A 13,657-nucleotide genomic window follows, 5' to 3' on the forward strand; every position below is an offset into this window, starting at 1 on the left:
GCGTGGTTATTCTTTGTAAAGCTCCGCCATCTTCGCGATGAACTCGTCGATGAAGGTCTCCATGTTGGTGACGACGTCCTTGATGCGTGAGCTGAGGTAGGAGTAAATGAACAGCGCTGGAATGGCGACGGCTAGGCCGGCGACCGTGGCCAGAAGCGCGCCCGCAATACCCGGAGCGATGCTGTTGACCTCAACCTCGCCACTTTTCGCGATGACGGCGAAGGTGATCATCACCCCGATGACGGTGCCCAGCAGGCCAAGGTAAGGACCGCCGGCGATGCCGATGGTGAGGAAGACGAGCTTGCCGTTGAGCTTTTGCACCTCGCGCACCATGCCGCCGTGCAACGCGGCCTTGATCGCCTGAATGGAGCGCCCCGAAAGTCCGCCCGGAATGACCTTCTTTTCCTCGGCGGCTTCTTTGGTGTTGAAGGACACCTTGCGGATGGCTTTCATGCGATGCTGGATCTCCTCCGAGCCGAGATGGTAGAGCTGATACAGCGGTGACTGGCGCATCAGCTTCTGCATCTTGTTGGTGACGGTGCCGCCCAGGGTCTTAACGCTTTCCGTGTCCTCGGTGTCGATCGCCGTGAGATCGGAGGAGATTTTCTCCCAACGCTTCATGAACTCCTTGGACGCCTTCTCGATGGTGTTGAGATACAAAATCTTGCCCACGGCAATGCCCCAGCCGACGACGGCGAGGACCGTGCAGAGGAAGATCACCACCCAGCCGTCAAACGTGAGATCCTTGGAGATGTCCTTGATGAGCGTGAGGTGCTTCATGATCTCCCCCTCCTCCTCGTGGTCCGAGGCTTCATCCGAGCCGACGACGACGAGCTTTCCAGAGTCCGCCGTGGTGCCCTGATTGACCGCGGCGAATTGGATGAACCCGGCCGGGCGCGCGGTCTTCGCGATTTGCAGCTCGTCCATCTCACCCGTGAACCCAACCATACCTGCCGCAGCAGGGGAGGTGTCCTTGTCGATCTCCACCGGAGTCTTGAGCGACGGCATCGCCGCTGTGACCGCACCATAAGACTTGCCATCGAGATAGACCGTGACGTTCCCGGCATCTGCCACGGCGGCGATGTGATGCCAGCCACCGGCGGCGATGGGCGCTCCGGCGCTGCTGCGCTGCTTGTTGACCTCCACAAAGGGGACGCCGTTGTCGAGGCCGAGGATGAACGCGTTCGCGCCGTCACGACGGCTCAGAATTACTGCGTTCGGCTGCAAGGCGCTTGGTTTGACCCAGACCGAGACCGTGAGAGGCGCTCCCGGCGCCCATTCAGGCAGCGGCGGAGCGGGCGCCTTGATCGCCGTCTGGCCGAAGACACGCAGTCCGCCGCCAATCAACGAGCCAGCGGCAGGTGGTGGCGCGCCTTCAGCGTTCGCACCCGTGGGCGATGAATCAGCGCCCGCCTTTGACACATCCGCGAAATGATATGCGAGCGTCGTGTTGGGATCGTAGGTTTCCTTGGCCGGATCAACCGCAACCGCTTCTGTCGTGTTGCCATAGTAGAGCCAGATCGTCGTGGCAGCGGCCGGCTTGAGGTCCGGCACCTGCACCCAGACATAGGCTTCATTGAGCAGCGAATCCCATTTCTCGACGTGATGCTTCAGCACCGTCTTGTGATCATCCGCCGTGAAGCGCAGGTCGCTGCCATCCTCCTTGGCGGACATGAAACTGAACACGCCTTCATGCAGACGCACGAGCACGGCAGACGTGCCGATCGGCTCGGCGACGGCCACACCTTTGCCGGTGGTGTCGATGTCGATCTTTTTACGGATGGTCCAGGACGGGTTCCACCAGTTCTTCTCCTCGGCATGCGAGCTGGCGATGCCGATGAGGTGGGTGCTCAGGACGAGAAACAGGGCTGACAGGAATCGTGGTTTGTTGAGGCGCATTGGCAGATGATGGAGGTGTGCGGAATGAAAGGATCAGAACTCGACGCCCAGTCGGAAGAAGAAGTAGATGTCATGGGCGATGGCGTCCGGCTGGGTGACCAGAGGCATGCCCATGTCGAGCGAACCGGTGATGTGGTCGAGATAGCGGAAGCGCGTGCCGAAACCGACGCTGGCGAGGTCGTGTGAGCGCTTCTCCGTCGGCAGTGTGCTGTTCACAAAGAGCTTGCCGCCGTCGAGGAAACCGTACACACGCCACTCGTTCTCCCGGTCCTTGGGGCCGCCGATGAAGTTCGGACTGCGGAACTCCATCGAGCCAAAAATGCCTGAATCGCCGAGTTGGGTGGCGACGAGGTAGCCACGCACGCTGTTCTGCCCGCCGCCGGCGATTTGCTCTGTGTTGATGAGCGGCTGCGGCGCGGCCTGGCCTTGGACACGCGTGTAAACTTGGAACCCCTGCGGCAGGTCGTGTGTGTGCGAGAGATCCCCGCGAAGGTAAAAGAAGTTGTCCTTGGCATTGAAGCGCCGGGCGGCGAACTGCGCCCGCGAATCCCCCATGGAGCTCGAATGGAACACCAGTGCGGCATTGAACTCGGTGAACGAACGCTCCGCCACGTGCCCGGCCGAATAAGACAGCGTGAACGGATAGTAGGTGATGGGCGAGGAGACCACCGCGCCGGCGGCGTTCAAATCCTGGATGAAATCCTTGTAGTCCATGCCGAAGCTCAGCGAGTGGTAATAGCCGGACTCCGCAGGCAGCGTCCTCATCAAACGGAAGCCAAAAATGGTGCCTTTGCCGATCACAGCGCCGCCGCCTAGGGTTGAAATGTTGCTGTCCTGCAACGCCCCGGTGAGCAGCACGCTCCATCCTTCCGCGCTTTCGAGCGGGAACGTGTAGAAGGCCGAGTAAACCGTGCCGTCGGAGGTCTTTTCCGGCGCGACCTGGAAACTCAGGCCGAGCGTGTGGCCGAGTTGCCACAGATTGCTGTAGCTGATGGAGCCGCTCAGGCGCAGCGGCACGGTGTTGGCATTGTGCTGGTTGTTCAACTCCAGGCTGCCATGCAGCGGCAGCTTGTCTTCGACATTCAGATCGATGTCCACCGTGCCCGGCACCACGCCCGCCTTCAGTTCCGGCGTGATCTTGCGGTCACGCCAGCGGTTGAGCGCCTGGATGTCCTTGGTGACATCGTTGAAGTTTGGAACCGTTCCCTCCGCCATCGAGGGCGCCTGCGCCTTGATCTTGCTCGGCAGAAAGTAGCGCGATCCTTTGACGCGCAGCCGCCCCACAGTCGCTTCGACGACATTGAAATAGATGACACCTCGCGCGCCAGTTTGCTGCGGCAGCTCCACATACACGGTCTGGTAGCCCTTCGATTTGTAGGCCTTCTCCAGCCCCAGCCGTGCCTGCTCGATGTCATTCTCCGAGCGTCCGGGGCCCAGGAAAGGATAGACCGCCTCTTCGATCTCGACCGGCTTGAGCAGCTTGTTGCCGCGCACGCGATACTCTCGGATGTAGAGCGGTCCCAACTGAGCCGTTGCGGTGGGCGTGGCGGCCTGGCTCTCATCCTGACGGGAAGTTGGAGGCGGCTCCTGGCCATCTGCAATGGCTCCCGCAATGACACACCACGCCGCCAGTGCGAATCCACGCGACTTGCGAGGCGTGAAGCGTGAAGGTGTCGATGAAAAGTGACCAATCATGTGGCACACCGTCTTGTTCCGCACCAGGCACTTTCTCAACTGCGCCGCCGTTACGAATGTGTAACTCATGGCGACCAAGCGCCGAGTGGATGGCTGACACACGACATTTTCGTCACATAACGAATCCCAATCAGCTCTTCGTGATACTTGCAACAATGGTCAAGGGGCGCTTGCTTTCTGAGCGTTGAGCACTTCTTGCAGCCTGGCATTCTGTTGGACTCGCATGAAGTAATCTCCTCCATATCTGGAGATGAAAATGTCGTCGCTCTCGCGGCGGGCTTTGCGCCACTGTCTCTCCTGGTCCATTTCGTTCTGGTCGGATGTCGCGGAGGAGCTGACCTGCTCACCGAACTGGCGGCGCATATCACCGAGGCGCTGCAGAGTTTCGGGAGGAAGCGTGGAATCAGTGGGAAGAGTAGAAAGCCCCTCGGGGGTCAAAACGGGATCATCGGCTGCATTGCCCACGAGAAAGGCGGCCGGAGCGTAGGCGGTGATTGAAGGACGCGCAGAAGATTCGGGCGCAGGATTTCCAGCGGGTTGAGCGGCAACTTGCGTGCTCGCCTCGGGCGGTGCGGCAGACTGGACACCAAGCAGGGATTCGAGCAGTTGCTTCTCTTCAGCGACCAGGGTTGCCTCGTTTATCGGCCCGCCCGCGTCCTGCTGCCGTGCTCGTAAAGCCTGGCTCAGCTCCATCTGCACGATGGCGCGCAATGTCGGCTCCGGACAGCCAACCTTCCGTAGATTGGCAATGTAAGTGGGAAAGTCTGGTGCCTCAACCTGCTTCCAGTTTAAGGAGGGCGGCGGCGCTTTCTCCACCTTCGTTCTGGCGGAGACGCGGGGCGCGGGGGGCTCTGCGGCCACGGTTTCTGCGGCCACGATTGGCTGGTGCAGGGTGCCACGCCAGACCAACAGTGCGTTGAGCATCAGTGAGAGAGTCAGGGCGGTGGGGAGGAGAAGTCTCATGATCGTGGATGAATGCAAAAGCTGGTGCTGACCTCTCGGCCAGCACCAGCAGGATGCGTTTTCAGAACTGAACAGACCAATTACGGGCCGACGGTGGCTCCATCATTGACGCGGCTTACTTGCATCTGGGAGACCTGCAGGCCGGCAGCGCCGATGACGTTCACGTCATCGAACTGGGCGGCGAGGTTGTCGCGGAACTGGCCCTGATCCGTGGATAGGCCGGACTTCGTGTAAACGTGGAGGTAGCCCCAGCCGGTATAGAGGCCTTGATAGATCAACTTGGGATTGGTGCCATCATAAAAAACCCCTTCATAGGAAAGACGCACGGCGCCATTGGTGACGGCGGTGGTGGAGTCGGTGATGCCGAGGAAAGCTAACAGAGATACGGCCTGGGGAGTGCCCACATTAGTTCCAGCGGCATTCTTGAGCTGCACTGCGGCCGAAGTCAAACCGATAAGCGTACGGATCGTGCTGCCGCTGGAATAGCCGCCATTGCCGGTGGCAAACGCCCCGACGCCATCATTCAGAGGCCAGACCTGGGCGACCGTGACCGTGGCCGGGGAACCCGAACTGGTGAGCTTCCACTGCTGCACGGTGTTGAACACACCATACTGGGTTTCCGCCAACTGGGTGATGCGGGTGCCGGAGCCATTGTCACGACCGACGGCGAGCACCAACTGCTCAGCGTCCGCGGCCAGATCGTTCCCCGTGAAGAGCTTTTTGGGCTGGGAGCCGTTGCTGTAGAGGGCGCGGGCGAGCTGCTGCGTCATGTTGGTGATGCCGGTGGTGCCTTCATTCGCCACCCAGGAGAAGGGGATGATGGCGAGCAGGTTGTCCTCCAAGGCTGGAGCGGGCGTGGGTGTCGAGGCCTGGAAGACATCCGAGAACGCGAAGTCCGGGATGGCCGTTTCGCTGGTTGCCTGGGTGACGGCGGCATTGGCATAACCTGTATTGGCAGGCAACTGGCTGGCGGCGAGGAATCCCAGCGTGTTGTTCTGAGCCACGTCCCTGATCCCGGTGGCGGAACCTGTCCACGTGCAATGCACCGTGGTGATGCCGGGGATGCTGGCGGCCGTGCCGCGGATGATGGTGTAGTCGGCGTTTTCATAACCAGCCTGATTGGCTGTGGTGGCGGCACCGGTGATCATGCCATGCGCGAAGCGGCAGTTTGCCTCACCGCCCATCATGGCGACGATGGCCTTGTGGGTGCCGGCGCGGAAGGCGGTGGAGCCGGTGAGACGGATGGTGAGGTCGGCAGAGGCCTGCGGAACCACGGAGAGGGCCAGGATGGCCGTGAAGAGATGAATGACAGATTTCATACGGGTAATCAGAGGATGTGTAAGGGGGAAGCTATAAGAGGTAAGGAATCATGGATTCAGGCGATCTTCTTGACCGCACGGCGGCGGCGGAAAGCGATGCCTCCGAGTCCAAGACCGGCCAGAAGGGCGCGGCTGGGTTCGGGAATGGCGGCCACCGCCACCGCAAAGCCGACCTGGCCGGAGTCGTTGATGGTGAAGGAGCCTTCCCATGAACCGACGCCCACGAGGCCCGAAGGGACGGCACCCGAAGTGGAGTTCAAAATACGATAAAGGTCCAGCGCCGTGGCACCCGTGCCGCTGGCGAAATTCCCCTCAATCGTGCCGGAAACGCCACCAAAGGTGCTGCTGCCGTTGTTGAAGCTGTTCCAACTGCCACCGGCGGTGGCGTCCAAAACGGCGGTGTTGGTCACCGCATTGGAGAACGCGTCAAAGTTGCCGGCAAAGGTGGTGATGTTGTTCGCAATGTTGGCGCGTGAGGTAGAACCGGCGACGCTCCAAGCGGTCGAGGTCTTGACACCCGGGTTGTAGCTGGTTTGCGCGCGGGAAAGGTAATTCGTGCGTGTCGGATCACCATCGATGGGGCTGGCGAACTGGTCGGTCTGGGCCACGCCGGCGACACCCCAGAAGAGGTCCGCACGGTTGAACCAGTTGGAGCCATAGTTCGTTGTCAACAGCGAGCCAATATCGGCGATGTTGGTCAGATTGCTGGTGGCGTCACGATAAACAGTATCCGCCTGGCCGAGGTTGACGACGACGTTCTTGTCGGAGCCGGTGCCCCCGGAGGCACGGAAACTGAGGAGCAAGTCCCCAGCAAGGAAGGTAGTAGCGCCCGCCCTTGAGGCGAACAGAGTCATCCCAGCCACGGCGAGCATGGAGAGGAGGTGTTTGTTTTTGATCTGCATGTGTTTGGTGTGTGTCGGTTGTTTGAGTGAGTGATCGTGCTGAAAAAATCAGGACCATCAGCGCCTTTGACCGGCGGCGATGTTGTAGGCGGAGCACGGAGGCGTCGCCATCGCTTGGTGGTTACGATTTGGACACGCCAGCAAAGCGTTGAGGACAGGCCGCGGCCAGGTGCGCACGTGCCTTGCGGGAGAGTGGTTCGACTGGTGGTCCGGGGCCAAAATACAATCAGGATTTGTGCGGCCCCGTCATGGAACCACGATGCATGGCCGTTTATCGAGTCTTCCCTCGAGAAGAAGCACTTTGCGGTTAACAATCTGTAACTTTGGCCCCGGGATCAGCCAGGCCATCCAGGCTCATGGAACCGTGGCCGCCAGTTCGCGGGCAAGCACCGTTTGCAGTTGCACGATGGATTCGTATTCTTTGGAACCGCTGGCCAGATAGGCAATGGTACCGTTCTTCCGCACAACCACGGTGCGGGGCACAAACTTGGTGAAGTAGCGGCCGTAGAGCTCCTGTTTCGGGTCGGCTGCCAGGGGAAAAGTCAGCTTGTTCTGTCCACCCATGACCACGGTCTCCTCACGCGTATGACCGCGGGCGACGCCCAAGATGGCGAAGTCATCACGCTGGCGGAGCTTTTCAAACACCTCTTTTTCAATGTAGCGCATCTCGGTGAGACTGAATGGAACGCTGCTGGCGAAGAAGTAGAGCAGCACTACTTTGCCGCGCATAGCAGAGAGCTGGAACTCGCGTCCGTCCGTCGTGCGGCAGGTGAAGTCCGGTGCCTTCCCGTAAAGGCTCACCAAGGTGGCTGCCTTCACCTCCTGGCTGAGATCGTCCGCAGTTGCGCAGTGTGCGGAGAGGACGAGGGCAGAGAGGACGATGATGAGATGGCGGAATGTCATGGCATTGGATTTAGGTTCACGCTGCGAGATGCTGTCAAACAACGGTTCTGACTCATTGCGGCGTGGCGGTCGGCGGCGGGAAGGGGGCCGTCTGCGGGAGCCAGAACACGAACCGGTCCGAGATGCCGCCGACGGTGGCGAGGTTGAGTTCAAGAAGCTGCGGATGGCGGTGCATCGCCTGTTCCTCCACGGGTTCGGTCCATGAGGGCAACCACCCAGCAGTTGCAGGATCGCAGGCCCGCCATTCGCAGGTGGCGATGTCCTCGAAAAGCAGGACCTTGATCCCGTTGTTTGAATCATGGTCGTTGGAACGGACTTCCATCAGCAGACGAAGGCCGCCGCCAACAGCGGTTTCGGTGAACAGCGCGACGATCCTGCCGGGTGTGCCGTCAAACGGGGATGAGACGGCCCGCACTTCGAGCGAACTGAGGTAGTGGCCGCCATCCTGCACCGTCTTCAGGTTCAAGGCGCTGCCGGGAGACAGACTCGCGAAAAGCTGGCGGCTGAAATGCACGAAGGCCTGCTTTCGTGCCTCATGACGTTGCGCGCGGCGGACGTCATCAGCCAGAGTGAGGGTCCCGTGGGCGATGGAATGCACCCCGGCCATCACCAGAGCCACGATGAACATGACGATGACGACTTCGAGCAGGGTGAAGCCGCGGGAGGCATGCTTGCGGGCATAATGCTGCATGGCGTTCACTTTAATGCGGTTGAAACAGCGGCGGGAAAACCCAGGTTTCCGCCGTTGCCTGCTGGGTTGCGTTTCCTTCCCGCCACTCGGCCGTGACGCGCACGGCATGGAGCCCCTGAAGTTCGGCCCCGTCGCGGTTTTTGAGCCCCGTCAGGGGTTCGCGGACGATGGTGTAGAGGACATCCCCGTGCTCGACGCGTTGAGTGTCTCTCTGGAGGCTTGCCGGCATGGGCAGACGGGTGTTTTCCAGCAGCAGAGAGCGCAGCCGTTCCCGCACCTCGCCTTCACGGCGCATGTTGATCGTGGTTTTGCCGAGCTGGTTGACCGCCTCGACGAGTGCGACGACCGCCACGCTGAACACCATGAGCGCCAGCAGGGTTTCCAGGAGGGTGAAGGCGTTTCGTTTCAAAAGCGCTCCTCCATGCGGGTGAAGCCGCCGGTCAGCGGGTCGAGCGTGGTGTCCAACCACGCGGAACCGCGCTGCCAGCGCAGGGTCAGCGGCTCGCACAGGCCGCCGGGGCGCAGCCAAAGGCGTTGTCCGGCGGCCGGCTCATACTCATCGCTGCCGGCACGCCGCACCTTCAGGTTCATGCCACCGGCCAGATCGGCGAGCGGCACCGCCTGCGGGCGGGAGGTCTTCAGGACACGGGTCATCGCCTGCATCAGCGTCCGCTCGGCCTCGCCGGCGGCCCGACGCATTTCGTTCTCCTCCGCCATCCTGACGACGGCCCCAGCGCCAATGCCGATGATGAGCGCCGCGATGGCGAGCACGACAATCATTTCCAGCAACGTGAATGCGGCGGCGCGTCTCATGGCGGGTCACCAGTTGCCGATGTCATCCTCCGTGTTCTCAAGCCCGTCCGGACCGAGTGAAAACACATCGTAACCGCCGGCGTTGCGCTTGCCGGGGTTGCGGTAGCCGATCTTGCGGCCCCACGGATCAATCAGCGCGTCGGGTTTTGCCAGCGCGCTCCAGCGGCGCGGCCTTGGCTCGGCGGCGGGCATCGTCACCAGCGCCTCAAGCCCCTGCTGCTGCGTGGGATAGGTGAGGTTCGCGATCTTGTAGGAGGTGAGCGCGGTCTCCAGCGCCTTGATCTTGGCGCCGGTGGTGACGCTCTGGGCGTTCCCCTCGATGCCTTGCACCATGACTGCGACGCTGCCGATGATGAGCGCGATGATGAGGAGCACGACCATCATTTCGAGCAGGGTGAAGGCGTGGTGACGAGGAATACTGCGGGTGTGTTTCATGGGGGTGGAAAAGTCAACGGTTGAGCTGGCTGAGAGTGGAGAAGACGATGTTGATCATGCTCCAGACGAGTCCGCCGATGAGGCCGGCCATCAGGAGCAGAAGAACCGGCTGGATGAGCGCCGTGACGCGTTCGATCACACGGGAAAGCTGTGTGTCCATGCGCGCCGAGGCCTTGCCGAGCACCTCGGCGAGGCGGCCGGTGTCCTCGCCGATGCGGATGACGTCAATCGCCTGCGATTCGAGCGCCCCTGTCCTGCGCATGGCGTTGGAAAGCGATCCGCCTTCACGCACCATGGCCTCCGCCTGCGACAAAGCGTGCTGCAGGTGAACATTTCTCACGGCGCGGCGCACCAGCTCCAGCGCCGTCAGCAGCGGCACGCCACCGCGCAACAGACTGCCGAGCGTCTCAAAGAACTGCAGTTCAAAACGTGCGCGCGTGATCTCGCGGATGCCAGGCACGCGGATGAGCAGGCGATGCCAGTGTCTCAGGAACGCGGGGGTCTTTGAAACAGCGAAGAGGATCAGAACGGAAAGCGCCAGGAAGATCAAAACCGCCCACCACCAGCTCCGCAGCGCGTCGGACAAGGCCAGGCTGACGCGGATCATGAACGGCGGCTCCTTGCCGGTGCCGGTGAGCAGCACCGCGAGCTTCGGCAGCAGGTAGGTGACCATGATGACCGCCAGCGCGCCACCGGAGACGATCAGGAACGAGGGATAAATCAGCGCGCCGGTCACTTTGGCCCGCACGGATTCCATCAGCCGCAGATGCCGCGCCTGGCGGTCCATGATCTCGTCGAGCGCGCCGCTGTTCTCGCCCGCGGCGATCATGTTGCAGTACAGTTCGTCGAAGCAGGGAGACACCTGGCGCAGCGCGGCAGAGAGCGGCACGCCGTCGCGCACGAGTTCGCGCGTTTTTTTTGCCAACAATCCGAGTTTGGACGCGCCGCGGCTTTCCATGGCCTGCAGCGCCTGCTCCACCTGCAAACCGGAGGCGAGCAGGTCGCCCATGTCCTCGGTGAAGCGGATGACATCGGCCTGGTTGATCTGCACGGTGGTTTCGCCCCCGGCATCCTGCCTGGATTGACGCTCCACGACCTGTGCTTGAATCGAACGCGCCTGCAGTCCTCGCCGGGCAAGCATGCGCACGGCGTCGCCGCGGTCGGCGGCCTCGATCGAGCCGGTTTTGACGGTTCCGTCCGCGGCCAGGGCTTGATAGGCAAAGGCGGGCATCATTCGACCTCCTCAGTGGTCACGCGCGCGATTTCCTCCAGCGTGGTGATGCCTTCGAGCGCTTTTTGCAGCCCGTACTCGCGCATGGGCAGGAATCCGTCCTTGCGCGCCTGCGCCTGCAGGTCCGCCTCGGAGGAACGCTGCGAAACGAGCGCCTGCATGGCGGGCGTCATGATGGCGATCTCATACAAGGCCACGCGTCCTGAGTAACCGGTGCCGCGGCATTGCTGGCAGCCACCCGGCGCGGCGCGCCAGAGGTTTTTCCCTTTTGCCTCCGGGAAGCCGAGCCTGGCGAGCTCGGCGCTTTGATACTTCGCGGGTGCTTTGCAGGACTCGCACAGCACACGGACGAGCCGTTGCGCGAGGAAGGCGCGCACCGAGGAGCCGACGAGAAAGGGTTTCACGCCCATCTCGATCAAACGCGTGATGCCGCCGACAGCATCGTTCGTGTGCAGCGTGGAAAAGACCAGATGGCCGGTCAACGAGGCGCGCACGGCAATCTCCGCGGTTTCCAGATCGCGAATCTCACCAACCATGACGACGTTTGGATCTCCACGCAAAATGCTGCGCAGACCGCTGGCGAAGGTGAGGCCGATCTCCGGCTTCACGGCGATCTGCACCACGCCGGGAAGTTTGTTCTCCACCGGATCTTCGATCGTGACGATGCGGCGGTGCACGCTGTTGAGCTGGGAGAGGAAGGTGTAGAGCGTCGTTGATTTGCCGGAACCTGTGGGGCCGGTGACGAGCACGATGCCGTTGGGTTTGGCGAGCAGCGTCTCGATGGTCCTGCGATGCGCCGCGTTCAGGCCGAGGCGGTCGAGCGTGAAGCGCTCCTGGCCGAGCAGGCGCAGACTGATGGATTCTCCCTCGACGCTCGGGATGCAGGCCACGCGCACGTCGATGGACTGCCCCTCGGCCTTCAAGTGAATGCGTCCGTCCTGCGGCAGGCGCTTCTCAGCGATGTCGAGCTTGCTCATCACCTTGATTCGCGCGATCACGGAGGCCTGGAGCTGCTTGATGTTCTCCGGCACGGGAATCTCGTGCAGGAAGCCGTCGATGCGGTAGCGGATGCGCAGGCTGTCAGGCTGCGGCTCGACATGGATGTCCGTGGCCTTCTGCGCCAGCGCCTCACGGATGATCTGGTTCACGAACTTTACCACCGACGCCTCTTCGTCCTCGCCATCGATCACATTTGCCTCGTCGCGAAGGTGCGCGTCATCCGTTCCTTCGCCGCGGGCGGCGATCAAAGCGTCGAATGTCTCCGCGCCGACTCCGTAGAGCTGTTGAATGGCGCTGATGAGTTCCGCGCGCGGTGTCAGGCACCACCGCACGGGGAGCTCCATCTGCCGCGCCACGGCCTGCCGTGCCATCAAATCACACGGATCATGACAGGCGATGACCAGCCTGCGGAGGCGTCCGGTCGTTTCATCCCGCTCGATCGAGATCGGGAACACCTGATGACGCACGGCAAAGCGGGCCGGCACCATTCGTTTCAATTCGCCGGCATCGTCCGTCTCAGGGTGCGGTGTCGCGAGCCATGTCCAGCCCAGTTCTCGTGCGAGGTGCCGGGTGAACACACGTTCGTCCACAGCGCCGCTTTCAACCAGCGCAAGCACGGGCGAAATGCCGCCCGCGGCCGCCGTGGCGGTGGCCGCCTGCAATTCCGCCTCGGGCACACCGACCGCACGGGCGCTGGATACGAGAATGGAGTTGATAAGCATGTGACAATGCCGTGACGGGCGCTTTTCAGGGATGCATCCGAATCTCATCGTGCTTTGTCTGACAGTCTTTGCTCGTGACGATTCCGTAACTTGAGCATCGGATGCAGCGCGTGCCTCTTCATGATGGTGAAATCCATCTTCAGGCCATCCAATGATTCGGCGCGGGCAGGCTCGGTGCTGCTGGCGGTGCTTTGCATCATGGCGCTGTTGTCTTTTCTGGTCATCAACACCGCTTTGATCACAAACATTCAGGGCGAAACCCAGGCCGCCCGGCAGAGCTTGATGCGCGCGCATGAACTGGCAGAAATGGGCGTGGCCGTCGCGGCGCATCCGCTGATCAAGCCGGGTGATCCACTCTTGAGCAGGGATGTGTCCACCATCGAACGTTTTGAAGCCAGCGTGACCACGGAAGAATCCAGGTTGAACCTGAACCATCTCCTCACGCAGGGGCAGGCGCCGGTTTTGGAGCGTGTCTTTGAGGCGTGGGGGTTGCCTGCGGCGGAGGCGCAGGGGCTCGCCGCGATCTTGATGGACTGGACGGATCCAGATGACTTGAAGCGACGGCCCGACAGCGCGGAGAAGCTCGACTATCAACATGAAAATCCGGCGGTCATGCCGTTGAACCGTCCGTTCAGCTCTCTGGACGAGGTGGAACAGGTGCCGCGCATGGCCGCGCTTGCCGAGAAAATGCCGGAATGGCGAAGCTGGTTCACGCTGAGAGGCAGTGGCCAGGTTGACCTGAACACGGCTGATGAAAAAGTGATTGCCGCTGTCACGGGAGCTTCGCTTTTGGACGCGAGGCTGCTGGTGCAGGGGCGCGATGGACTCGATCACAGGTCCGGCACAGACGATGACATGCCCGTCACATCGTTCGAGCAGGCGCTGTCGATTCTCGGCGTTGGTGGAGACCACGCGACGACGGTTCAGCCTCTGCTGACATTGCAGGGGCCGACCAAACGTGTTGAGAGCGTTGGTATCGCGGGGGAATCGAAGTGCGCCATTGTGATGGTGGTTTCCTCCAAGCAGGACGGCGGTCAGCAGATTGAAGAATGGCGGGAATCACCGGGGGGAGTGGCGAGATGATC

13 protein-coding genes are annotated in these 13,657 nt (G+C 61.8%); 1 reads left to right on the plus strand and 12 read right to left on the minus strand.

Annotation, left to right across the window (positions count from 1 at the left end):
* Positions 1-6: 6 nt before the first annotated feature.
* The 12 genes from ACILSE_RS18530 to ACILSE_RS18585 all read right to left on the minus strand — a co-directional run bounded on the left by ACILSE_RS18530 (position 7) and on the right by ACILSE_RS18585 (position 12,572).
* Positions 7-1,899 (minus strand): DUF2341 domain-containing protein, encoded by a 1,893-nt coding sequence (locus tag ACILSE_RS18530; protein ID WP_395718916.1) that lies wholly within the window; start codon positions 1,897-1,899, stop codon positions 7-9.
* Positions 1,900-1,932: 33 nt separating this feature from the next.
* Positions 1,933-3,663 (minus strand): ShlB/FhaC/HecB family hemolysin secretion/activation protein, encoded by a 1,731-nt coding sequence (locus tag ACILSE_RS18535; RefSeq protein ID WP_395718917.1) that lies wholly within the window; start codon positions 3,661-3,663, stop codon positions 1,933-1,935.
* A 90-nt stretch (positions 3,664-3,753) separates the two neighbouring features.
* The gene (locus ACILSE_RS18540; RefSeq protein WP_395718918.1) at positions 3,754-4,557 is read right to left on the minus strand and encodes a hypothetical protein; all 804 of its coding nucleotides are present in this window, start codon (positions 4,555-4,557) and stop codon (positions 3,754-3,756) included.
* An 80-nt stretch (positions 4,558-4,637) separates the two neighbouring features.
* Positions 4,638-5,876, minus strand: coding sequence for a hypothetical protein (locus tag ACILSE_RS18545; protein WP_395718919.1), 1,239 nt, complete (start codon positions 5,874-5,876; stop codon positions 4,638-4,640).
* A gap of 56 nt (positions 5,877-5,932) precedes the next feature.
* Positions 5,933-6,778, minus strand: coding sequence for a PEP-CTERM sorting domain-containing protein (locus tag ACILSE_RS18550; RefSeq protein ID WP_395718920.1), 846 nt, complete (start codon positions 6,776-6,778; stop codon positions 5,933-5,935).
* Positions 6,779-7,132: 354 nt separating this feature from the next.
* Positions 7,133-7,681 carry a peroxiredoxin family protein gene (locus tag ACILSE_RS18555; protein WP_395718921.1) on the minus strand — a complete coding sequence of 183 codons (549 nt, stop codon included), beginning with the start codon at positions 7,679-7,681 and terminating at the stop codon, positions 7,133-7,135.
* 52 nt (positions 7,682-7,733) lie between these two features.
* Positions 7,734-8,372, minus strand: coding sequence for a type II secretion system protein (locus ACILSE_RS18560; protein ID WP_395718922.1), 639 nt, complete (start codon positions 8,370-8,372; stop codon positions 7,734-7,736).
* A 10-nt stretch (positions 8,373-8,382) separates the two neighbouring features.
* Positions 8,383-8,781, minus strand: coding sequence for a prepilin-type N-terminal cleavage/methylation domain-containing protein (locus tag ACILSE_RS18565; RefSeq protein WP_395718923.1), 399 nt, complete (start codon positions 8,779-8,781; stop codon positions 8,383-8,385).
* Complete coding sequence (locus ACILSE_RS18570) at positions 8,778-9,185, minus strand: Tfp pilus assembly protein FimT/FimU (RefSeq protein WP_395718924.1); 408 nt, start codon at positions 9,183-9,185, stop codon at positions 8,778-8,780. Before ACILSE_RS18570 ends, ACILSE_RS18565 begins: the two co-directional genes overlap by 4 nt.
* Before the next feature lie 6 nt (positions 9,186-9,191).
* The gene (gene gspG / locus ACILSE_RS18575) at positions 9,192-9,620 is read right to left on the minus strand and encodes a type II secretion system major pseudopilin GspG (protein WP_395718925.1); all 429 of its coding nucleotides are present in this window, start codon (positions 9,618-9,620) and stop codon (positions 9,192-9,194) included.
* 13 nt (positions 9,621-9,633) lie between these two features.
* On the minus strand, positions 9,634-10,854 hold the full coding sequence (locus tag ACILSE_RS18580) for a type II secretion system F family protein (protein ID WP_395718926.1): 1,221 nt from the start codon (positions 10,852-10,854) through the stop codon (positions 9,634-9,636).
* Positions 10,851-12,572, minus strand: a complete 1,722-nt coding sequence (locus tag ACILSE_RS18585) for a GspE/PulE family protein (RefSeq protein WP_395718927.1) — start codon at positions 12,570-12,572, stop codon at positions 10,851-10,853. Before ACILSE_RS18585 ends, ACILSE_RS18580 begins: the two co-directional genes overlap by 4 nt.
* A gap of 120 nt (positions 12,573-12,692) precedes the next feature.
* Between ACILSE_RS18585 and ACILSE_RS18590 the strand changes: the two genes are divergently transcribed.
* Positions 12,693-13,655, plus strand: a complete 963-nt coding sequence (locus ACILSE_RS18590; protein WP_395718928.1) for a general secretion pathway protein GspK — start codon at positions 12,693-12,695, stop codon at positions 13,653-13,655.
* Positions 13,656-13,657 lie beyond the last annotated feature (2 nt).

The sequence above is a fragment of the Prosthecobacter sp. genome, assembly GCF_044236155.1.
Lineage (GTDB): Bacteria > Verrucomicrobiota > Verrucomicrobiia > Verrucomicrobiales > Verrucomicrobiaceae > Prosthecobacter.